The following is a 19,561-nucleotide window of genomic DNA, read 5'->3' as shown; positions in this document are numbered from 1 at the left end:
TCCTCCGATCGCCCCCAGGCGTTCTCGGGGGACGGCCCGAAGCTATCAGCGCTCGAACGGCATCGACCAATCGTTCGAGGTCAGCGGCGTGCGGAGACGATGCCGGGCGGCTGTCGCGGGCCCGTGGTTCACAAGCCGAAGCGGGCGCGGTGCGCCTCGGGCACCAGGTCCGCGTACTCGGGGTGCTTGCCGATCCAGCCCCGGATGAAGGGGCAGTACGGCAGGACGTGCAACCCGCGGGCCCGGGCGTCGTCCAGGGCGCCCCGGGCGAGCAGACCGCCCAGGCCCTGGCCGGCGAACCGGGGATCGATCTCGGTGTGGATGAAGGCGATCTCGCCCTCGGAGAGGAAGTACTCGGCGAATCCGGCGATCTCGACGCCGTCGTCACCGGCGAGGACCTCATGGCGCGATCGCTCGGGCCGGTCCTTCACCTGCGGTTGCATGCATGCTCCTGTTGCGGTCGCTGTGTTCGGGGGCGGGGCGGTGGTTCAGAGCGTGCGGCGCACACCCGCCTGGCGTTCCAGGTTACGCAGTTGCACCGCGAGGTCGCCCTCGACGGCGGCGTGGGCCGGGCCGCTGCGGCCGATGGGCAGGACCTCCTCGCTGCGCATGTCCTCCAGCATCAGCGCGAAGGCCGCGTACATCGCGACCAGCGCCACCAGCAGGCCGAGGGCGCCGGAGGTACGCGTGAGCCACTCGGCGCCGGTCAGCCCGGACAGGCCGGTGGCCGCCCAGCGGGGCAGGGAGACCACCAGGACGAGCCACAGGGCGCGCTTGGGCCGTGTCACGGCCGCCATCAGCGCCCCGAAGCAGAGCAGCGCCAGGTTGAAGGCGCCCAGCACCGGCAGGCCGTCGGGCGCGCCGGTGAACATGACGAGTGCGTACGCCAGCCAGCTGCCGGCGAAGACGGCCATGAGCGTCGCCGCGATGACGTCACGGGCGCCGAAGGCCAGGACGCTCACCAGGAACTGCAGGGCGAAGGCGGGCAGCACGCACAGGGCGACGGCGGCGCGGGCCCCGGCTTCGAAGAGCCCGAGCTGCAGGCACCCGGTCATCACGGAGGCGATCGCCACCGTGAAGAAGCCCAGCGGCATGGGTGAGGCGATGGGGCGCAGGTTGATGCGGGTCATCGACCGGAGGTCCGGTTCGAAGCGGCGTCCGGGCGGCGCGTCGGGCCGGGGCCGCGGCGGGTCGTCGGCGCCTTCGGCGCCGGGTGCGGAGGGGGTTGTGCTCATCGTGGGGAACTCTCGTTTCGCTCGGTGCTGGAACGCTCAGTGCTCGAAGCAGGGGTCGAGGAACGGCTGGGGTGTCCGGGGGGCGGAGCCCCGGGCCGCGCGCCACTGCCGGTGCAGCTCGGATTCGGCGGCGGCCTCGGTCACCAGCTCGGCCTGGCGGGCACCGCTCTGGTAGCCGCCGAAATGGGCCACGGGGCTCCACTGCGGGCTGATGGGCGGGACGGCCTCGTCGAGTCCCTCGTACTCCGCGCTCGCGTAGACGATGCGGCCGCCGACGACCGTGAGCACGGCTTCGATGTCGGGGATGGCGTCCTCGGGCACGGTCAGGAAGTCCTCGGAGAGGATCGCGAGATCGCCGTAACAACCCTCCCGCAGCACGCCCTTGACGTCCTGCTCGCCGGTGAGGCGGGCCCCGCCGCGGGTGTAGAGGCCGAGCGCGGTCTCCCTGCTGACCGGGTTCCCGGCCGGGTTCAGCCGCGTGCCGCCGACCGTGCGCCCGGTCACCAGCCAGTGCAGCGCGACCCACGGGTTGTACGAGGAGACGCGGGTGGCGTCGGTGCCGGCGGCGACGGTCAGGCCCCGGTCGAGCATGGCCCGGACCGGCGGGGCGTGGGCGGCGGCCTCCGCGCCGTAGCGGTCGAGGAAGGCGGTGCCCTGGAAGGACATGCGGTTCTGGACGGACACGGCGCCTCCGAGGGCCGCGATCCGGTCCAGGCTGGCGGGCGAGACGGTCTCCGCGTGGTCGAACAGCCAGCGGTTGTCGCCGGGGAAGAGTCCCTCCGCGGCGAGCTTCTCGAACACGGCCAGGTCGCGGCGGATCGTCTCGTCGTACGTGGCGTGGAGCCGGAAGCCCCAGCCGTTCTCCAGCAGGAGCCGGACGGCCTTCTCGAACTCGCCCTCGTAGTCCGCGGCGAGCTCGGGACGGGGTTCGGAGAAGTTCTCGAAGTCGGCGGCGGCCCAGGTGAGGTTCTCACCGGCACCGTTCAGCCGCAGCCACTCGTCGCCGTCCCCGGGCCGGACCGTCTCGGTCCAGCGGGTGAGGTCGGCGAGCTCCTGACCGGCCGTCTGCGGGAACAGGTGGTAGGCGATCCGCAGCGACAGCTCGCCCGAGCGGGCCAGGTCGATGACGGTCGCGTAGTTGTCGGGGAAGTTCTGGAAGCCGCCGGCGGCGTCGACCGCCGAGGTCAGCCCGAACCGGTTCAGCTCCCGCAGGAAGTGCCGCGTCGATGTCCTCCTGGCGGCCTCGTCGAGGGCGGGCGCCTTGGCCAGCGTCGAGTACAGGACGAGGGCGCTCGGCGCCGCGAGGAGGACCCCGGTGGGTTCGCCGTCGCGGCCCCGTACGATCTGGCCGCCCCGCGGATCGGGGGTGTCCCGGGTGAATCCCGCGGCCCGTACGGCGGCCCGGTTCATCAGGGCCGACTGGTACAGGTGCAGGACGAAGACCGGCGTGTCCGGGGCGGCGGCGTTCAGCTCGGCGACGGTCGGCATCCTGCGCTCGGCGAACTGTTCGGCGGTCCAGCCGCCGACGACCCGGATCCACTGGCCCGCGGGGGTGCGGCCGGCCTGCTCGCGCAGCATGGCGAGCGCGCGGCGCAGGCTGCGGACCCCGTCCCAGCGCAGCTCCAGGACGTAGTTCAGGCCGCCCCTGATGACGTGCAGGTGCGAGTCGTTCAGGCCGGGGACGACCCGGCGGCCGAGCGCGTCGACGACCCGGGTGCCCGGCCCGACGAGGGGGGCGAGGTCGTGGTCGTCGCCGAGGGCCACGATCCGGCCGTCGCGGATCGCGACGGCGCGGGCGTGGGGGCGGCCGGGGTCGCCGGTGAAGACCTTCGCGTTGCGGACGAGGAGGTCGGCCCGGGCCGCTTCCGCTCCCGCTCCGGCTCCCGCTTGCGCTCCCGTTTCCCGGGCCGTGGCGGGGCCCACGCCCGCCACGGGCATGCTCGCGGCGGGGATCTCCGGCATGTCCGGCATCGGTGTGCTCGTCGTCGGCCCGCTCATGCCAGGGCCTCGCGCAGGGTAGCAACGGCGAGGAACGGGGGCGCGGCGGTGGTGTCGGCGAAGGCCTGGGCAGCGCCTTCGAGGGTCGGGCGGTTCGGCATGCGGGTTCTCCTCGGGAGGTCGGGTGTGCGGGTGGGGCGGGACGGGATCGCTTCAGAGGCCGTACGCCTCCAGCAGCCGCAGCCAGACTTCGCTCACGGTCGGGAAGGCGGGCACGGCGTGCCACAGCCGGTCGAGCGGGACCTCCCCGACGACGGCGACGGTGGCCGTGTGGATGAGCTCGGTCGCCATGGGGCCGGTGAACGTGCAGCCGACGACGACCCGGCGGGTGTCGTCGACGACGAGTGTGGCGTGGCCGCGGTAGTCGTCGGCGTGCAGCGCGGCGCCGGCGACGTCGTCGATGCGGTACTCCACCACACGGACCGCGAGGCCGGCTTCGCGTGCCGCGCGTTCCGTGAGCCCGACGCTCGCGACCTCGGGGCGGGTGAAGACGGCCTGCGCCACGGCGGCGTGGCCGGCCCGGGTGCTCCAGGGCTGCCCGTCACCGGTGGCGACCGGACGGCCCGCGGCCCGCTCGGCGATCGCCGCGGCGCAGGCGCGCGCCTGGTACTTGGCCATGTGGGTCAGCGGCGCCCGGTGGTTCACGTCGCCGACGGCGTAGAGCCAGACCCGGTCGTGGGAGGCGTCGTCGAGGGCGGTGACACGGCAGGTGTCGTCGACCGTGAGCGGGCCCCCGGCCCGCAGGCCGACGCTCTCCAGGCCGAGGTCCGCGGTGCGCGGGCGGCGGCCGACGGCGACCAGCACCTCGTCGCAGCCGAGGGCGGCGCCGTCGTCGGTCTCCACGGTCACGCGGCGGGTGGTGGCGTCGCGGGCGACCCGGGTGGCCGAGACCCCGAACCGGATCGTCACTCCCCTACCGGTCAGGCCCCGGGTGACCTCTTCGCCGGCGCACGGCTCCCAGCCGGTCAGCAGGGCCTGGTCGCGTACGAGCAGGGTCACGGCGCAGCCGAGCGCGCTCCACGCGGTGGCCATCTCGCAGGCCACCACTCCCCCGCCGATGACGACGAGCCGGCCCGGCACCGTACTGGCCGTCGTGGCCTCCCGGTTGGTCCACACGCCGATCCGGTCGAGCCCTTCGACCGGCGGCAGCACGGGATCCGTACCGGGGCTGAGCACGACCGCGAGCCGGGCCCGCAGGGTGCGGACCGTGCCGTCGGCGCCCGTCACGGCCACCCGGCGCTCGCCGGCGAGCCGTCCGTGTCCCCGTACGAGGGCGATGCCGGCGCCGGTCAGCCAGTCGGTCTGGCCGGTGTCGTCGCCGCGGCCGGTGAAGCGGTCGCGGCGGGCCAGGACGCGCTCCGGGTCGAGTGCCGCCGTGACCGCCTGCCGGGCCCCGTCGACCGCGAGGGCGTCGTCGCGGGCCGCCCCGGGACGCAGCAGGGCCTTGCTCGGCACGCACGCGCGGTAGGAGCACTCGCCCCCGACCGCCTCGGCCTCGACGACGACGGCGGTCAGTCCCGACCGGACGATCCGGTCGGCGACGACCTCGCCGCCCGGCCCGCCGCCGACCACGACGACGTCGTACGTGTCCTCCATCAGCCGCGCACCAGAGGGGTGTCCACCAGGTGCTCGGCCAGGAACCACACCTGTGCCTCACCGGTGCGGATGACCTCGGAGACGAGCAGGTCGGTGCTGCCCTCGTCGCCCTCCGCCGAGATCCGGGCGGCAGCGTCACGCGCGTCGATCAGGATCCGCTCGTGTGCGTCGAGGAGCCTCGACAGCATGACGGGAACCGGCTCCACGCCGTCGGGCGGCCGGGGAACGGCGGTCAGTTCCGCGACGTGGCGCGGGTCCGCGACGGCGACGCCGCCCAGGCTCATGATCCGCTCGGCCAGCGAGTCCACCACGGCGAGCTGGGCGTCCGCGTGCTCGTCGAGCATGAGGTGGAGCGAGTAGAAGGTCGCTCCGCGCATGAGCCAGTGGTGCTTCTTGTAGAGGGAGTAGAGGATCTGCGTGTCGGCGAGTACGCGGTTGAGCCGCTGGCAGGCGTACATGCGGCTGTCGTGGCCGAGGCCGATCGGCAGCTGCTTGAGGGTGCCGAACCTCTGGGTCTCGGCGCCCTTCTGGTGCAGCAGCGGCTGACCGCCGCCCGGGGCCGCGGTCACAGGCGCGGTCGTGGCTGCTGGTGAAGCGGTGGTGGGTGGGGTTGCGGTGTCCATCGGGTACTCCTGCGGTACGGCTGGTGCGTGAGGGGGCGTCATGGGACGCGAGGCCCGGCGAGGGGTCGCCGGGGTGGGAGGGGTGGAAAGGGTGGGAAGGGTGGGAGGGCCCGGCCGCCGGTCGGGGGTCCAGGGCGGCCGGACCCGGTCTGTACGGCTCGTGCTCAGCGCCCGCCGGGGGCGGCCGTGCGCCGCGCTCGTGGGGCGGGCCGGTGCAGGACGAGCCGGGTGAGCAGCCCGCTGCCGACCCCGGCCGCGAGCGCGAGGGCCGCCCACCACAGCGGGTACGGCGTCAGGCCGAGGGCCGCGTCGAGGGACCAGGCGCCGGGGCCGGTTGCGGCGAGAGCGGCGGCGGTGCCGATGAGGACGAGCGGGTACTCGTAGCCGTCGTTCTGCACCCAGAGGCCGTTGTGCCACTTCACGGTCAGGGCGACCGTCATGACCCCGACGGCCCCGGTCACGGCGAGCGGGGTGAGGGCGCCGGCGGCGAGCAGCAGGCCGGATCCGATCTGGCCGCCGCCCGCCGCCAGGGCGGTGAGGACCCCGCCGCGGAAACCGTCGGCGCGGAACTCCTCCGTACCGCCGTCGAGCCCCCTGCCCCCCAGGTACGGACTGACCTTCTGCACCCCGTGGCCGGCGATGAGCAGACCCACCAGCAGACGCAGGATCAGAATGCCGGTATCCAAGGGAGTCAGCCGGCCGCGTGCTCGCCGATGACGGCCTGCGCGTAGACGACACCCAGGCCGTACGCGCCGGCATGGGCCTTGACGATCTCCATGACCGCGCCGTACGTCTCCTGCCGCGCCCAGTCGCGCTGGAGCTCCAGGAGCACCTGCACCCAGGTGACGGGCACGGCGCCGGCGGCCAGCATCCGCTGCAGCGCGTGCTCATGGGCGGCCGGGCTGACGCCGCCGGAGGCGTCGGAGACCACGTACACCTCGTATCCCTGCTCCAGCGCGGAGAGGGCGGGCAGCACCAGGCAGACCTCGGTCCACAGACCGGACAGGATGATCTTCTTGCGCCCGGTCGCCTTGACGGCGGCCACCAGCGCCTCGTCCTCCCACGCGTTCATGGACGTACGGTCGACGACGTCCTGCTCGGGGAACACCTCGGCGAGCTGCGGCAGCAGGGGCCCGGAGAAGGACTCGGCGGCGACCGTGGTCAGCACGACCGGCACGTCGAACGCCCGGGCCGCCTTGGCGAGACCCACGGTGCTGTTGATGATGGCGGCGCGATCGCCGCTCCCCGTGCCGAAGAACATCTGGGGCTGGTGGTCCACGAAGAGCATGACCGAGTTGTCGGGAGTGAGCAGATCGGCGCTCGGGGCGGCCTGCACCTTGGTGACGTCGAACACGGGAGGTCCTTTCGGAACGATCGGTATCGGGCCCGCCGCGTCCTCCGCGGCGGGCACACCCCGAAACTACGATCGGATCCGCCGCCCGGCTTTTCCTTCCGTGCCCCGGAGTTGGCACGACAGTGCACTGATCCCCGCGCCGACCGGCCCGGTCCTTCGCCGGGTCAGCGGGCGGCCACGCCCCCCACCGGTGCGCGGGCTCACCCGGCCGGCGTCGCCGACGGCCGCACCCCGAACCACTGCTCGGCGCCGAACTCCTCGAACCGCTCCACCTCGGCGAAACCGAGCTTCACCGCCAGCCGCATCGCGCGGTCGTTGGCAGTCTGCGTGCAGAGCACCACCGGCTCGCCGGGGCGCGCGGCCCCGAGCCAGTCGAGCACCGCCGTGCAGGCCTCGGCGGCGTACCCGCGTCCCCATGCCGCCGGCAGGAACATGTAGCCGAGCTCGGTCTCCGCGCCGCCCGGACGGATGTGACCCGGACGCTGCGGGTCGCGCGGGTCGAGCGTGACCATGCCGATCATCGCGCCGTCGAGATCGATCACGAAGAACCCGGGGCGCCGGCCGGGCACTTCGGGCACCGCGCGCTCGAGTTCGTCGCGCGGCCGGGCACCGCCGACGTAGGCACCCACCTCCGGCGAGGCGAACAACTCGATGAACGCCGCACGGTCCCGGGCCTCGGATGCGCGGAGCACGAGGCGGTCGGTCGTGATCGGGGCGGGTGGCCAGGCGACGGGTCCGAGAACAGTCATGGCGGGCAAGCTACCGCACGCCGCGAACGGGACCCCCTTTCCTACGGGGTGGCGCCGTGCGCGTGACGGTGGTCCCGGGGCGTGCGGTCGAAGGCGGCGCGGAAGCTCCGGCTGAACGACGCGGGGTCCCTGAACCCCCAGCGTGCGCCCACGGCATGGACCGGCAGGTCCGCGTAGTGCGGGTCGACGAGATCGGCCGAGCAGCGTTCGAGCCGGCACCGGCGGATCGTCGCGGACACCGTCTCCCCCCGCCCCTCGAAGAGCCGGTGGAGCAGCCGGACGGAGATGTGGTGGCGGGCCGCGACGACCTGCGGGGACAGGGCCGGGTCGGCGAGGTTGTCGCCGATGAAGGCGTCGATGCGGCCGAGCAGCATACGGTGCCGGGTCGGCGGCGGCAGGCTGTCCGCGGCGTCGATGTGGTGCGCGAGGAAGGCCGTCGCCAGGTCCGCCGTGATGGCGCCGAGGCGGCGGCCGTCCATGTCGCCGAGGTGCTCGGCCTCCTGGACCACCGAGGTCAGGTGCCGGGCCAGGACGGCCCCGACGCCCTGGTGCGACAGCGACCCGCCGGCCAGGAGCCGGTCCACCCTGGCCTCCGGGAGGGCGACCCGGGAGCGGGGCAGGTGCAGCACGATCGCGTCGGACGGCGCGGTCCTCGGTCCGCCGACCGGGGCCCTGCTGCGGGAGGGGAGGGACGAGCTCCAGAGGTTGAACTCCCCCGCCGACAGCGCCGCTTCCCGGTCGGCCTGGGCCACCTGGAGCGACCCTTGGCACTGCGCGCACCGGCCGGCGACGCCCGGAGCTCGTCGAGGCGGCCGTCCGGCGGGCGGCACCCGGGCGTCGTCCTTCGCCCCCCCGCCGACGACCTCACATCACGTCACATCACCTCAGGCGACGGCGGTTCCCTCGAGCTCGACCATCTGGCCGGGGATCGCCAGTCGCGTCACCCCGAGCATCGTGGTGGTCGGCGCCACCCCGGCGGCGCCCAACCGCCCCGCCAGCCCGCCGTAGTGCTGGAACAGCAGATCCACATCCGTGTAGACGTTGAGCCGGACGAGGTTGGCGAGGGTCATGCCGGCCTCGGCGAGCACGGCCTCCAGGTTGTCGGCGCTCAGCGCCAACTGCGCCGCCATGTCGCCCTCGTGCCGGGGCTTGCCGTCCTCGCTCATCGCGGTCTGTCCCGAGATGTACAGGGTCCGGGTGTGCCCGGAGACGACCTCGCCCTGGTTGAACCCCAACTCCACCGACCAGGTCACCGGGTTGACCGCCGTGCGTGCCATTGCCATGTCAGCTCCATTCGATTCCATGCGGGGGAAGTGCGTACGTCCATCGGCTGCGACGTCGCGATCCCGAGCCTGCCAAGAAATCACGACATCCTCGGTCGTGTATTTCGTTAGAGTTCCCGCATGCGCGCCGACCGGCTGGTCTCCCTGGTACTCCTGCTGCGCCAGCGCGGCCGGCTGACCGCGGACACGCTCGCCCGCGAGCTGGGCGTATCGACCCGCACCGTGCTGCGTGACATCGAGGCACTGTCGGCGGCCGGCGTCCCGGTCTACGCCGAACGCGGCCGGCACGGCGGCTTCGCGTTGCTGCCCGGCTTCCGCACCGAGCTCACCGGCCTGAACCATGACGAGGCCCTGGCCCTGCTGACCGCCGGATCGGGGCGCGGCGAGCAGGTCTTCGGCCTCGGCTCGGCGCTCGCTTCGGCCATGCGGAAGGTGGTCGACGCACTGCCCGAGGGCCCCCGGACCACCGCGAGCGACGCGGTCCAGCGCTTTCTCGTCGACCCGGAGACCGACCTGCTCTCGCGCCGGCCGGTCACGGACGAGGTGTCCGGCACCACCATGATCGAGGTACGGCGCGCGGTGCTCGCCGGACACAAACTGCGCATCCACTACGCGGCCACGGGCCAGGCACCGCGGTGGCGCACGGTGGACCCGATCGGCCTGGTCACCGTGCGCGACCGCGGCTACCTGCTGGCCACGAGATCCGGCTCGGACCGCACCTACCGGCTGTCGCGGGTGCTGGCGGCCGAGGAACTCCCCGAAACCGCAGAGCGGCCGGACCGGGTCGATCTGGACCGGATCTGGCGGGAGCGATCCGCGCGGTTCCTCGCCGACGGCGAGCACCTCACCGTGCGGCTACGGGTGGCCCCGGCGCGGCGGGAGGAGCTGCTCGACACCGCGCTGGCCGTCCGCGCGGAGGAACCCGACGCGGACGGCCGGCTGCGCCTGGAGGTGACCTTCCAGGACGTACGGCATGCCGAATGGGCGCTGTGGCAGCTCGGCCTGGACGCGGAAGCCCTGACCCCGCGGTCGCTGCGCGCCGCCTTGCGCGAGCGGGCCAGCGCGCTCGCCGCCCGCTACCAGGACGCGTCCTGAGCGCGGCGGGCGCCGGCGAACCGCACGAGGGCGGCGCCGAAGTGCGCGCGTGGTGGCCGCGGTTCGAGGTCGAGGCGGGCGGGGGCCGCGGGGGAGGCGGTCACTGCACGGGAGAGCCGGGATCCGGCAACTCGTAGCCGCGCTCCCGCTCCACGTCCTCAACGCCGTGGGCCGCGCTCAGGGCGGCCAGCGCGTCCTCGGGCACGGTCCCCACGACCGTACCGATCGCCCGCTGCTCGGACTCGACGATCAGTCCGGCGCCCCGGGCGGCCTCGATCGCCGCGTCGAACTGGTCCGGGTCGAGCGCGACGACGACCCTGACGCGGGGCGTCCCCTCACGCGGGGTGTGCCCGTCGCCGGTCACGTGGTCCATGTCGCCTCCAGGTGGTTCGTCATGTCCTGACCAGCCTAGGGTGCCTGCACCAGCCCTCGGCCCGCGTCGGACGCCGGAAGGCCGAGGTCGCGCGTGCCCGCGCGCAGCAGCGTCATGATCTGTGCGGCGGTCGCGTTCGGGTTCTGCTCCCAGAGCAGCGCGGTGACACCGGCGACGTGCGGGGTGGCCATGCTGGTGCCCGCCAGCCGGCGGTATCCGCCGTTGGGCCAGGTGGACAGCACGTCGACGCCCGGGCCCACCAGGTCGACCCCGCCGCCGTTCGGGTTGAGGCCGGCGCACGAGAACGGGGCGATGGTGAAGTCCGGCGCGATCGCTCCCACCGCGAGCACCGACGGGCAGTTCGCGGGCGATCCCACCGGTCGCAGGTCGAGAGGGCGCCGGCTCTCGTTCCCGGCGGCCGCGATGATCAGCTTGCCGCGCTTGAGGCACTGGCGGGCGGCGCGCTCGTAGATGCGCGAGAAACCGGCGCCGAGGGCCACCGCACCGCCCAGGGACATCGAGATGACCCGGACCCCGGCCTGGTCCATCGCCCAGTTGATGCCGTCGAGGATCTGCCCGTCGCTTCCACGGCCCTGGTTGCTCAGCACCTTGGCGACGTAGATGTCGGCCTCGCACGCGACGCCGAAGCGCGGCCCGGTGGCCGGGTTCCTGGGGCCGCAGGCGGTCCCGGCGCAGTGGGTGCCGTGGCCGTGGCCGTCGTCGACGGCCTGTCCCGGCACGAAGGACGCCGACTGCCGCAGCCGTGCCGCCAGGTCCGGGTGGTCCTCATCGATGCCGGTGTCGAGGATCGCCACCCCGACGCCCCTGCCCGTGAGGGCCGTCTCGGTCGCCAGGATGGCCTGGAGGCCCCAGGTCGCCTGCGCCTCGCTCCACTGGGGAACGGCCGCGGCCCGCGCCGGCGGCTGCTTGACCTGGCCGTTGCCCCGGACCCGCTCGACGAGGTCGGCCACACCGTGCAGGTAGCCCTCGTAGTACTCGACCGGGTGGTCCGCCGTGCTCTCCCGGTAGGCGTGCAGCACCCGTTCCGGTTCCGCGCCGACCAGGCTCCGCGTCGTGGCGATCGTGGCTTCCAGGGCCAGGCGCTGGTCGCCGTCGACGGCCTCGACGATGGCGATGCCCAGCTCGTCGAGGACCACGGTCCCGCCCTGCTGGAGGGCGCGCGTGGCGGAGTCACCCGCCTGGACGTGCTCGGCCACCGACACTCCGGCCCCCGAGGACAGGGCGTCGAGCCCGGCCTGGGGGTCGTCCTGATCGAGCAGAACCAGGTATCTGCCCGTGTACTCGACGTTCTTGGCCACTCCGTCGTCGGCCATCGCGGTCACGTTGTACTGGTCGCCCATGGTCGTCTTCCTCTGCTCGGGGAGGGCGGGCTGCGCCCTGCGGATGGAGGGAAGGCGGGAACGCCGGCCGCTCGCGGAGCAGGCCCCTTTCCCTCGCTCTTCCATCGTTTCGACCATAGGAAGGAGAGATCCGTGGCGCGCGGGCTGGCGGACCATTCGGCCCAGCACTTCAGACCCTTCGGTCGGCGCGGAGCCGGCCTGCGCTAGGTTCGCCTCCATGAACTCATTGGCACAGGCGTACGACAGGGAATTCCGGGTGCGCGGCCTGCGCGAGCAGGGGTGGGGCCGGGGACTGATGGCCGCGGCCGCCCTCATCTGGCTCTGGGTGGCCTACCTGCTCGTCTTCCCGTTCACCATCGACCGCGGCGTGACCAAGAAGCCCATCGAGTGCGAGTCCCGTGCCTTCCACCAGGACGGCGACGTCAAGGTGTCGTACGTGGACGACGTGGGCGAGCTCTGCGACGCCGAGCGCGACGTGGGCCCGATGCTCGCCGCGCTGCTCCTCTCCCTCCCCCTGGCCACGGTCGGCGCCGGCCTGTACGCCGCGGGCACGTCGGCGGTCCGCACCGCCGCGTACGCCACGGAGATCACCCGCCTCGAGGCCACCAAGGAGATCTGAGCGCAGGGGGCACCTCGGGGGGAGCCACCTCCCGTCCGATGCCCAGCGCGTAGACCCATGAGGGGGATTGTCCCGGCACGCCGGGCCACGGAAGGAAGCACAGCGGGGCCACATCCGCTAGACACCGGGCCGTGATCATCGACTGCAGCAGGACCATGACGGCCCGTTGGCGATCCGCAGGCGACGCCGGACTCCCGAAGCGGCAGGCAGGGAGGAGGCCATGTCTGTGAGACGGTTCCCCGGAGTGAGCCCGAGGGGGACCCTCCCGGCACGCGGCCGGCCGCACGCGGTGCTCCTCGCGCTCGCCGTCACCCTCACGGCGGTGGCGCCGGCGGCCGGAGCGGCAGCGGAGCCGCGTCCCGGCATCCCCGCCACGAGCGCCTCCCCCTCGCAGGCGGAGGGCGAGGTGGCGCTGACCCGGATTTCACCCAAGCGGCGCGTCGACGTCCGGTCACTGCCACGGCCTCGGCGCACCGCCCCGCCACAGGCACTGCCCGACCTCGCCCCTGCGAAGCCTCGGGCGGCCGAGGGACCGCGGCGGGAGGCGAGCCTGCCGGTCACCGGCGCGGCCCTCACCCCGACCACTGCCAAGGCCGCGAAGGCGGCGAAGACCGGTGCGTCCCCGAAGGCGGCGCCGGCCACGGCCGTCATCGAGCGGCTCAAGACGTTCCGCTCGCTGGGGAACGCGGACAACGACACGGCCGCCCGGACCACCCCCTCCGACACGCAGCTCGCGGTCGGGCCCACGCACGTCGTGCAGTTCATCAACCGGTCGGGGCAGATCTACGACAAAGCGGGCAACCCGGTGGGCGCGCCGTTCGACCTGGGCACGCTCTTCGGTTTCGCCGCGAACACGGGCGGCGATCCGCGGGTGCACTACGACGCGGGGTCGGGCCGGTTCTTCGCCGCGTACGAGGGGCTCCTCACCGGCGGTGACGAGGTCGACGTCGCGGTCAGTGACACGTCCGACCCCCGCGGGGACTGGACCGTCTACGTCGCCGGCAGCAACACCGGCAACGTGCAGCACGACCGCCCCAAGCTCGGCTACACCAACGACAAGGTCACGCTGAGCTGGAACAACTACAACATGCTCACCACCCCCCGGGCTTTCCTGGGCGAGGTGACCGTGGTCGTCAACAAGGCCGACCTGCTGGCCGGCGGCACGGTCAACCTCACCACGTTCGGCCAGGACAACACCAGGAGCGAGGTCGTCCCGGCCACTTCCCTGTCCGCGATCGACGACCAGCTCGCGATGGAGCACGACCGCACCGACGTCGTGGTGACCACCATCACGGGCGTGCCCGGCGTCAGCACGGTCAACCGGACCGAGAACATCGTCGCCATCGGAACCGCCGACGCACCGCCCGACGCCGCCCAGCCGGCCGGGGGCGATGACTTCATCGAGACCAACGACGACCGGATGCTGTCGACCGCCTGGCAGAACAACCGCCTCTGGGGCGTCTTCAACGTCAGCTGCACCCCGGTCGGCGACACCGCGGTCCACGTCTGCCAGCGGTACATCCAGATCTCCACCGCCGGCACCCAGACCCTGGCGACCAACCTCGACCTCGGCTGGGTGGGCGGCGACATCTACTACGGCTCGCTGGCCCTGAACGACGAGGACGACCTGTTCTCCGGATTCACCGCGTCCTCCTCCACCGCGTTCCCCACCGCGGTCGCGATCGCGGTACCCGGCGGCAACTTCCCGGCCAGGACCTTCGGCGACTTCTACGCCGCGGGCACCCAGGCCTACGTGTGCAACTGCGCCCCGGGGCGACTGCGCTGGGGCGACTACTCGGGCACGGCCCGCGACCCCAGCAACCCCAAGGACGTCTGGACGGTCCAGCAGATCGGCCCCACCGCCAGCACCGGGATCTTCGGCGGTGACTGGGGCACCGCCATGGACCGTGTCACGCTGTCCCCGCCCACGGTCACCGGCGTCGCCCCGGACCACGCGCCCGAACTCGCCCAGTGCGTGAACCGCGTGACCGTACGCGGCACGGAGTTCCCCACGCACGGCGCCACCGTCATGTTCGGCTCCGTGCCGGCCACGAACGTGAACGTCATCGGGCCCGAGGAACTGACCGCGGACGCGCCCCGGCAGGCGCGGGGCACCGTGGACGTCACCGTGACCAACGTCAACGGCACCAGTCCGGTCACCGCCGCCGGCCGGTTCACCTACGACCCGGACACCGCCGCTCCGGCCGCCTTCGCGACCGTCTCACCGCCGCCGAACGGTGCCGGCTGGAACACCACCAGCCCCGCCCTCGTCAACATCGGCGCGCTGGACGGCTCCTGCGGATCCGGCGTCCTGAAGATCACCTACAGTGCGAGCGGCGCCCAGCCGATCGGGTCCACCGACGTCTCCGGCGCATCCGCCGCGGTGGCCATCACCGCCCAGGGCGTCACCACCGTGACGTACACCGCCACCGACGCCGCCGGCAACACCTCCGCACCGCAGACGATCACGGTACGGCTGGACACCGCGGGACCCGTGATCACCATCGTGCGCCCGGTGGCCGGCACCTACCTGTACCGCCAGCCGGTCACCGCGTCCTACTCGTGCACGGACGCGACCTCCGGGCCGGCCGGCTGCGTGGGCACGGTTCCCGACGGCAGCCCCGTCAACACCTCGACGCTCGGCTCGCACACGTTCACGGTCAACGCCACGGACGTCGCCACGAACCCCTCCACGAAGAGCGTCACCTACAACGTGGCGTACCGGATCTGCCTGCTCTACGACCCGAACCGCCCGATCCGGCTGCTCGGCCAGGTCGTGATCAGCCTCCGGATCTGCGACGCGAACGGCAACAACCTCTCCAGCCCGAACATCACGCTGACCGCCCGCCGTGTCACCGGCCCCGTCACCAGGCCTGTCACGGGCCGGTTCACCTACACCCCCTTCCTCTCCGCCTACAGCCTCCCCGTCAGCACGGGCGGGCTGCCGAACGGCACCTACAACCTGGAGTTCACCATCAGCGGAGCGGACACCACGACCCACGTCGCACCGTTCACCCTGCGCTGAGCCACCGGCTCCCGTCACTGCGCCCCGGCCCCGGCCCCCTTCTCGAGGGGGGCCGGGGCCGGCCCGTCAGCGGCGGCGGGTGTTGAGGCGGGCGGCCTGGCGTGTCAGGTGGTCGCGCTCGGCGAGGTCGGGGGCCCGGCGGGCCGCCTCGGCGTACAGCCGTGCCGCCGCCTCCAGGTCGCCGTTGCGCTCGTGGAGGTACGCCGCCGCCGCGGCATGGCGGGGCAGTGAGGCGTCCAGTTCCGCGAGCGCCGCGAGGCCGGCCTGGGGTCCGTCGGCCTCGCCGACGGCGACCGCGCGGCCGAGCCGGACGACGGGGCTGTCGGTCAGGCGCGCGAGCTCGTCGTACCACTCGACGATCTGCGGCCAGTCCGTCTCCTCGGCGGTGCGCGCGTCGGCGTGGAGTGCCGCGATGGCGGCCTGGGCCTGGAACTCCCCCAGCCGGTCGCGGGCGAGGGCCGCCTGGAGGATCCCGACGCCCTCGGAGATCAGCGCGGTGTCCCACCGGCCGCGGTCCTGTTCGGCGAGCGGCACCAGAGCGCCGTCGGCCGCGGTCCGGGCGGCCCGCCGGGCGTGGTGGAGCAGCATCAGGGCGAGCAGCCCCGCCACCTCGGGGTGGTCGATCACGGCCGCGAGCTGCCGGGTGAGCCGGATGGCCTCGGCGGCGAGATCGACGTCTCCGGAGTACCCCTCGTTGAAGACCAGGTAGAGGACGCGCAGCACGGTGGCGACATCGCCGGGCCGGTCGAAGCGTGCGGCGGAGACGGTGCGCTTGGCCCGGCTGATGCGCTGGGCCATGGTCGCCTCGGGCACCAGGTAGGCCTGGGCGATCTGGCGGGTGGTCAGTCCGCCGACGGCGCGCAGGGTGAGCGCGACCGCCGACGCCTGGGTCAGCGAGGGGTGGGCGCACAGGAAGTAGAGCTGGAGCGTGTCGTCCACCGCGGCCGCGGGCCCGGGCACCGGCTCCTCCTCGACGCGGTCCTCGCGCCGGCGGCGGGCGGCGTCCGCGCGGGTCGCGTCGAGGAACTTGCGCCAGGCCACGGTGACCAGCCAGCCCTTCGCGTCCCGCGGAGGGTCGGCCGGCCAGACGCGGACCGCTTCGACGAGGGCGTCCTGCACGGCGTCCTCGGCCGCCGCGAAGTCGGCTCCACGGCGGACGAGGACGGTGAGCACGCTCGGGGTGAGGCTCCTGAGCAGGGCCTCGTCCATCGGTGCCGTCATGTGGCGGTCACTCCGTGATGGTGGGCGGCGCGGCCAGGAACGGGCGCACCTCCAGCCACTCGTGGATCGGCTTGCCGCCCGCCCCGGGAGCGGCCGACAGTTCCCCGGCCAGCTCGACGGCGCGTTCGTAGCCGTCGACGTCGATGATCATCCATCCGGCGATCAGGTCCTTGGTCTCGGCGAACGGACCGTCGGTGACCGGCGGGCGTCCCTCGCCGTCGTAGCGGACCCACGCCCCCTCGGGGGCGAGTGCCTGACCGTCGACGAACTCGCCGGTCTTCTCCAGCCGGGCGGCGAAATCGTTCATGTACTGCACGTGCGCCGAGATCTCCTGCGGCGTCCACTGGTCCATCGGTACGTCGTTGACCGCGGCCGGTGCGCCGCGGTAGTGCTTGAGCAGCAGGTACTTGGCCATGGTGGTTCTCCTCGGTGCTGGTGCGCCCCATTGTGGTCGCGTTCACCCCGGGGACGGAGCCGGCCACGGCTTCTCGACATCGTCGTCCGAAGTTTTTTCCGGACGTCGGCGGGCGTCAGTCGTGGTCCGCCCCGGACAGGGCTTCGGCGATCATGCGGGTGGCGAAGTCCGGGTCGTCGGTGATCCGGTTGATGTGCTCCGCGAGGAGGAAGGCGGTGGCCTCCAGCGGCCTCATCTCCGCCTCGGTCCACTTGCCGTACTGGCCCCGCCACAGGTTGGGACTCAGGCCCGTACCCGCCGCGATGACCATGCCGGCCATGGTGGGGATGGCCTCCGGGCCCACGCTCCTGGGCATCATCCGCAGTGAGGCGACGAGGTTGGGCACGACGTACTCGATCACGTCCTTGCCGTGCTGCTCGTGCGCCAGCCGCAGCCATCGCACCATCATGTACATGATCGTGCAGACCCCGTCGAGCACCTCCTTCGCCTCCTGGGGGCCCAGGGAGGCGGTGAACCGGTCGGCCAGCAGCTGGTTCTCCGGGGCGGCCTCGCCCCTGTCGTCGTGGACGGCCTTGAGGCGGGAATCGATCAGCATCAGGGCCGCGCCCACATCACCGGCGGGAGCGAACTCGGGGTCACAGGGCGACGGCACACAAACCTCCCGGAAGCGGGCCGCGGCAGGAAGCCCGGCACGACGCCACGGTAGACCGCCCGTCACGCGCCGGTCCGGCGAATCCGAAGGGTGCACGCTCCCGTGCGAACGGCACTGGGGCGGCGCGGACGGTCAGCCAGGGTTGCGCAGCGTCAGGACGTACGCCGCGGTGAACGCGACGGCGGGGTCGTCGTCGTGCGCGAGGGTCCCGAGGGCCCGTGAGGCCGTGTCACCCGGGATGTCCACGAGTGCCTGCGCCAGCCGACGCCGTGCGGGCGCCCCGGCGGGGTCCCGTGGGAGCCGGCCGACGAGCGTGCTGGCGATCGGCTCGGCCGCCCCGGGACGGCCGGCCAGCGCGCTCAGCGCGTCGGCCGCCTCGACGTCGTTCCTGCCCTCGACGACGAGGTCGACGAGCGCCGGGACCGCGTCCGCCACGCCCCGGGCGCCCAGCGCCAGGGCCGCGAGCCCGCGGACCGTGGTGTCGGTGTGCGCGAGGGCGTCCCGCAGCAGAGCGGTCGCCCGCTCGCCGGTGATCTCGGCGATGCCGCGTACGGCGCGTTCCCGTACGTCGGCCACCGGTGAGGCCAGGCCCGCCGCCAGCGGTTCCAGCGCGCCGTCGCCCGATTGCGCCACCGCCCACCGAAGGGCTCCCGCGACGCTCGCATCGCTCTCGCCCAACGCCGCCTCGACCAGTGCCTCCACCGGTACGGGCGCCTCGTCGGCCGAGGCCCCCGCGGACCCTGACGACACCGAGGCCAACGCCGCGCGCTGGCGCCGGCCGGCGCTCTCCGAGCCCAGCGCGTGCAGGAGCGCGACGGTCTGGAGCACGTCCTCCCAGTCCGCCGGTTCCGCGGCACCGATCCGGCGCAGCCGCGTGAGCAGCGCCGTCTCGGCTTCGATGCGTTCCTGCGTCTGGCGGACGAGGTCGTCGACGAGTTCCGAGGGCCGGAAGCCCGGGTCGTCGAGGGCGCGCGCGACGTCGCGCAGCGACAGGCCCAGTGAGCGCAGGCTCTCGACGTGGAAGATCCGCCGGATGTCGTCACCGGAGTACTCCCGGTACCCGGACACGGTACGTCCCGTCGGCCGCACCAGGCCGAGGGATTCGTAGTGCCGGAGCATGCGGGCACTGACCCCGGACCGCCGGGCCACCTCACCGATCAGCACTGCCTACGCTCCTCCTCCTGGCTGGTCCCGCAGGGCCACCACGCGCTTCGCCTCCTCGATCGCGTCGTCGAATCCGGCGTCCGGGTCGTGCAGCAGCCGCTCGGTGGCGGCCGCGTGGTGACGCACCCGGGGGTCGGGATCCGCCGTCGCGGCCCGCAGGGCCGGGACGGCGCTCTCGCCGAGGGCGATCAGCGCGCGGCTGAGGCTCCGTCGCATCTCACGCCCGCCCCGGCCCAGCTGCGCCGCCAGCGCCCGGGCCAGCTCGGCTTCCTCCCCGTCGGGTACGAGCGCGACCGCCGCCCGCCAGGCAGTGCGCGCGACCTCGTCATCGGCGTCGGACAGGAGCGCCCGGGTGATGGCCGACCACGCCTGCCGGTCACCGATCTTGGACAGAGTATGCAGTGCCTGGCTGCGTGCCTGCGACCGCCCGGAACCGAGCTCGGCGACGAGTCGCGGAACCGTCACGTGCGGTGCGTGACGGGTGAGCGCCCACGTCAGCATCTCGCGGACGGAGAAGTCGGGCTCGACCGCGCACCGCTCGATGAGCTTCTCGACGTTCCGCGGGTCCGGGTCCGGGACCGAACCGATCGCCAGCGCGGCCCGCAGCCGCACCGACGCACGGCCGTCCTCCAGCCCCCACGGGGCCTTCCCCGTCTCCGCCTTCGCATCCGCGTCCGCGCCCTGCTCCGCGCTCACCTGCGCGTCCTGTTTCGCCGTGGTCATCGGGACACCACCTCCTGGACCGCAGTGAAGACCTTGTCACCGTGTCAAGGTCAAGCGCGCACTCCTCCTGGGGCG

General features: G+C 73.4%; 20 protein-coding genes. 3 read left to right on the top strand and 17 right to left on the bottom strand.

From position 1 onward, the window contains the following. Positions 1 to 128: 128 nt before the first annotated feature. The 10 genes from ACZ6KO_RS07405 to ACZ6KO_RS07360 all read right to left on the bottom strand — a co-directional run bounded on the left by ACZ6KO_RS07405 (position 129) and on the right by ACZ6KO_RS07360 (position 8,832). Positions 129 to 443: a GNAT family N-acetyltransferase gene (locus ACZ6KO_RS07405; RefSeq protein ID WP_469301137.1), complete on the bottom strand. Its 315-nt coding sequence runs from the start codon at positions 441 to 443 to the stop codon at positions 129 to 131. A gap of 45 nt (positions 444 to 488) precedes the next feature. Then, positions 489 to 1,235 (bottom strand): GPR1/FUN34/YaaH family transporter, encoded by a 747-nt coding sequence (locus ACZ6KO_RS07400; protein ID WP_469301135.1) that lies wholly within the window; start codon positions 1,233 to 1,235, stop codon positions 489 to 491. 36 nt (positions 1,236 to 1,271) lie between these two features. After that, entirely contained in the window at positions 1,272 to 3,233 is a 1,962-nt protein-coding gene (locus ACZ6KO_RS07395) for an amidohydrolase (protein WP_469301133.1), read from the bottom strand. 153 nt (positions 3,234 to 3,386) lie between these two features. Next, the gene (locus tag ACZ6KO_RS07390; protein WP_469301131.1) at positions 3,387 to 4,829 is read right to left on the bottom strand and encodes a dihydrolipoyl dehydrogenase family protein; all 1,443 of its coding nucleotides are present in this window, start codon (positions 4,827 to 4,829) and stop codon (positions 3,387 to 3,389) included. After that, positions 4,829 to 5,452 carry a Dps family protein gene (locus ACZ6KO_RS07385; protein ID WP_469301129.1) on the bottom strand — a complete coding sequence of 208 codons (624 nt, stop codon included), beginning with the start codon at positions 5,450 to 5,452 and terminating at the stop codon, positions 4,829 to 4,831. Before ACZ6KO_RS07385 ends, ACZ6KO_RS07390 begins: the two co-directional genes overlap by 1 nt. 164 nt (positions 5,453 to 5,616) lie before the next feature. Beyond that, positions 5,617 to 6,138, bottom strand: a complete 522-nt coding sequence (locus ACZ6KO_RS07380) for a DoxX family protein (RefSeq protein ID WP_469301127.1) — start codon at positions 6,136 to 6,138, stop codon at positions 5,617 to 5,619. 5 nt (positions 6,139 to 6,143) lie between these two features. Continuing rightward, positions 6,144 to 6,806 (bottom strand): hydrolase, encoded by a 663-nt coding sequence (locus tag ACZ6KO_RS07375; RefSeq protein ID WP_469301125.1) that lies wholly within the window; start codon positions 6,804 to 6,806, stop codon positions 6,144 to 6,146. Positions 6,807 to 7,006: 200 nt separating this feature from the next. Next, positions 7,007 to 7,555, bottom strand: coding sequence for a GNAT family N-acetyltransferase (locus ACZ6KO_RS07370; protein WP_469301122.1), 549 nt, complete (start codon positions 7,553 to 7,555; stop codon positions 7,007 to 7,009). 41 nt (positions 7,556 to 7,596) lie between these two features. Continuing rightward, complete coding sequence (locus tag ACZ6KO_RS07365) at positions 7,597 to 8,385, bottom strand: helix-turn-helix domain-containing protein (protein ID WP_469301120.1); 789 nt, start codon at positions 8,383 to 8,385, stop codon at positions 7,597 to 7,599. A gap of 54 nt (positions 8,386 to 8,439) precedes the next feature. Further along, positions 8,440 to 8,832, bottom strand: coding sequence for a RidA family protein (locus ACZ6KO_RS07360; RefSeq protein WP_469301596.1), 393 nt, complete (start codon positions 8,830 to 8,832; stop codon positions 8,440 to 8,442). 126 nt (positions 8,833 to 8,958) lie between these two features. On the opposite strand from ACZ6KO_RS07360, the gene ACZ6KO_RS07355 reads away from it, so the two are divergent. Further along, entirely contained in the window at positions 8,959 to 9,933 is a 975-nt protein-coding gene (locus ACZ6KO_RS07355) for a helix-turn-helix transcriptional regulator (RefSeq protein ID WP_469301118.1), read from the top strand. 100 nt (positions 9,934 to 10,033) lie between these two features. Here ACZ6KO_RS07355 and ACZ6KO_RS07350 read toward each other — a convergent pair whose 3' ends face one another. Then, positions 10,034 to 10,306: a hypothetical protein gene (locus ACZ6KO_RS07350; protein WP_469301116.1), complete on the bottom strand. Its 273-nt coding sequence runs from the start codon at positions 10,304 to 10,306 to the stop codon at positions 10,034 to 10,036. Positions 10,307 to 10,341: 35 nt separating this feature from the next. Next, positions 10,342 to 11,667 carry a S8 family serine peptidase gene (locus ACZ6KO_RS07345; protein ID WP_469301114.1) on the bottom strand — a complete coding sequence of 442 codons (1,326 nt, stop codon included), beginning with the start codon at positions 11,665 to 11,667 and terminating at the stop codon, positions 10,342 to 10,344. A gap of 217 nt (positions 11,668 to 11,884) precedes the next feature. On the opposite strand from ACZ6KO_RS07345, the gene ACZ6KO_RS07340 reads away from it, so the two are divergent. Next, positions 11,885 to 12,286, top strand: a complete 402-nt coding sequence (locus tag ACZ6KO_RS07340) for a hypothetical protein (RefSeq protein ID WP_469301111.1) — start codon at positions 11,885 to 11,887, stop codon at positions 12,284 to 12,286. A gap of 220 nt (positions 12,287 to 12,506) precedes the next feature. Beyond that, positions 12,507 to 15,311: an OmpL47-type beta-barrel domain-containing protein gene (locus tag ACZ6KO_RS07335; RefSeq protein ID WP_469301109.1), complete on the top strand. Its 2,805-nt coding sequence runs from the start codon at positions 12,507 to 12,509 to the stop codon at positions 15,309 to 15,311. A 66-nt stretch (positions 15,312 to 15,377) separates the two neighbouring features. On the opposite strand, the gene ACZ6KO_RS07330 is transcribed toward ACZ6KO_RS07335, so the two are convergent. The 5 genes from ACZ6KO_RS07330 to ACZ6KO_RS07310 all read right to left on the bottom strand — a co-directional run bounded on the left by ACZ6KO_RS07330 (position 15,378) and on the right by ACZ6KO_RS07310 (position 19,486). Then, positions 15,378 to 16,520 carry an RNA polymerase sigma factor gene (locus ACZ6KO_RS07330; protein WP_469301594.1) on the bottom strand — a complete coding sequence of 381 codons (1,143 nt, stop codon included), beginning with the start codon at positions 16,518 to 16,520 and terminating at the stop codon, positions 15,378 to 15,380. Positions 16,521 to 16,539: 19 nt separating this feature from the next. Next, positions 16,540 to 16,947, bottom strand: a complete 408-nt coding sequence (locus tag ACZ6KO_RS07325) for a YciI family protein (protein ID WP_469301107.1) — start codon at positions 16,945 to 16,947, stop codon at positions 16,540 to 16,542. 115 nt (positions 16,948 to 17,062) lie between these two features. Further along, positions 17,063 to 17,599 carry a hypothetical protein gene (locus ACZ6KO_RS07320; RefSeq protein ID WP_469301105.1) on the bottom strand — a complete coding sequence of 179 codons (537 nt, stop codon included), beginning with the start codon at positions 17,597 to 17,599 and terminating at the stop codon, positions 17,063 to 17,065. Positions 17,600 to 17,731: 132 nt separating this feature from the next. Beyond that, positions 17,732 to 18,763, bottom strand: coding sequence for a MerR family transcriptional regulator (locus ACZ6KO_RS07315; protein ID WP_469301103.1), 1,032 nt, complete (start codon positions 18,761 to 18,763; stop codon positions 17,732 to 17,734). A 3-nt stretch (positions 18,764 to 18,766) separates the two neighbouring features. Further along, a complete protein-coding gene (locus ACZ6KO_RS07310) occupies positions 18,767 to 19,486 on the bottom strand; it encodes a HEAT repeat domain-containing protein (RefSeq protein WP_469301101.1) in 720 nt (239 codons plus the stop codon). Positions 19,487 to 19,561: the final 75 nt, after the last annotated feature.

It is taken from the genome of Streptomyces sp. NPDC042102, assembly GCF_055582305.1.
The sequence above is the reverse complement of the archived record's forward strand: the minus strand, read 5'-3'. Positions and strand labels throughout refer to the sequence as shown.

Excerpts from the sequence above, each read along its gene's own strand:
- ACZ6KO_RS07400 (WP_469301135.1), bottom strand. The coding sequence starts at position 1,235 with ATGAGCACAACCCCCTCCGCACCCGGCGCCGAAGGCGCCGACGACCCG.
- ACZ6KO_RS07350 (WP_469301116.1), bottom strand. The coding sequence starts at position 10,306 with ATGGACCACGTGACCGGCGACGGGCACACCCCGCGTGAGGGGACGCCC.
- ACZ6KO_RS07345 (WP_469301114.1), bottom strand. The coding sequence starts at position 11,667 with ATGGGCGACCAGTACAACGTGACCGCGATGGCCGACGACGGAGTGGCC.
- ACZ6KO_RS07355 (WP_469301118.1), top strand. The coding sequence starts at position 8,959 with ATGCGCGCCGACCGGCTGGTCTCCCTGGTACTCCTGCTGCGCCAGCGC.
- ACZ6KO_RS07390 (WP_469301131.1), bottom strand. The coding sequence starts at position 4,829 with ATGGAGGACACGTACGACGTCGTCGTGGTCGGCGGCGGGCCGGGCGGC.
- ACZ6KO_RS07325 (WP_469301107.1), bottom strand. The coding sequence starts at position 16,947 with ATGGCCAAGTACCTGCTGCTCAAGCACTACCGCGGCGCACCGGCCGCG.
- ACZ6KO_RS07360 (WP_469301596.1), bottom strand. The coding sequence starts at position 8,832 with ATGGCACGCACGGCGGTCAACCCGGTGACCTGGTCGGTGGAGTTGGGG.
- ACZ6KO_RS07385 (WP_469301129.1), bottom strand. The coding sequence starts at position 5,452 with ATGGACACCGCAACCCCACCCACCACCGCTTCACCAGCAGCCACGACC.
- ACZ6KO_RS07340 (WP_469301111.1), top strand. The coding sequence starts at position 11,885 with ATGAACTCATTGGCACAGGCGTACGACAGGGAATTCCGGGTGCGCGGC.
- ACZ6KO_RS07335 (WP_469301109.1), top strand. The coding sequence starts at position 12,507 with ATGTCTGTGAGACGGTTCCCCGGAGTGAGCCCGAGGGGGACCCTCCCG.
- ACZ6KO_RS07370 (WP_469301122.1), bottom strand. The coding sequence starts at position 7,555 with ATGACTGTTCTCGGACCCGTCGCCTGGCCACCCGCCCCGATCACGACC.
- ACZ6KO_RS07395 (WP_469301133.1), bottom strand. The coding sequence starts at position 3,233 with ATGAGCGGGCCGACGACGAGCACACCGATGCCGGACATGCCGGAGATC.
- ACZ6KO_RS07330 (WP_469301594.1), bottom strand. The coding sequence starts at position 16,520 with ATGGACGAGGCCCTGCTCAGGAGCCTCACCCCGAGCGTGCTCACCGTC.
- ACZ6KO_RS07310 (WP_469301101.1), bottom strand. The coding sequence starts at position 19,486 with ATGACCACGGCGAAACAGGACGCGCAGGTGAGCGCGGAGCAGGGCGCG.
- ACZ6KO_RS07405 (WP_469301137.1), bottom strand. The coding sequence starts at position 443 with ATGCAACCGCAGGTGAAGGACCGGCCCGAGCGATCGCGCCATGAGGTC.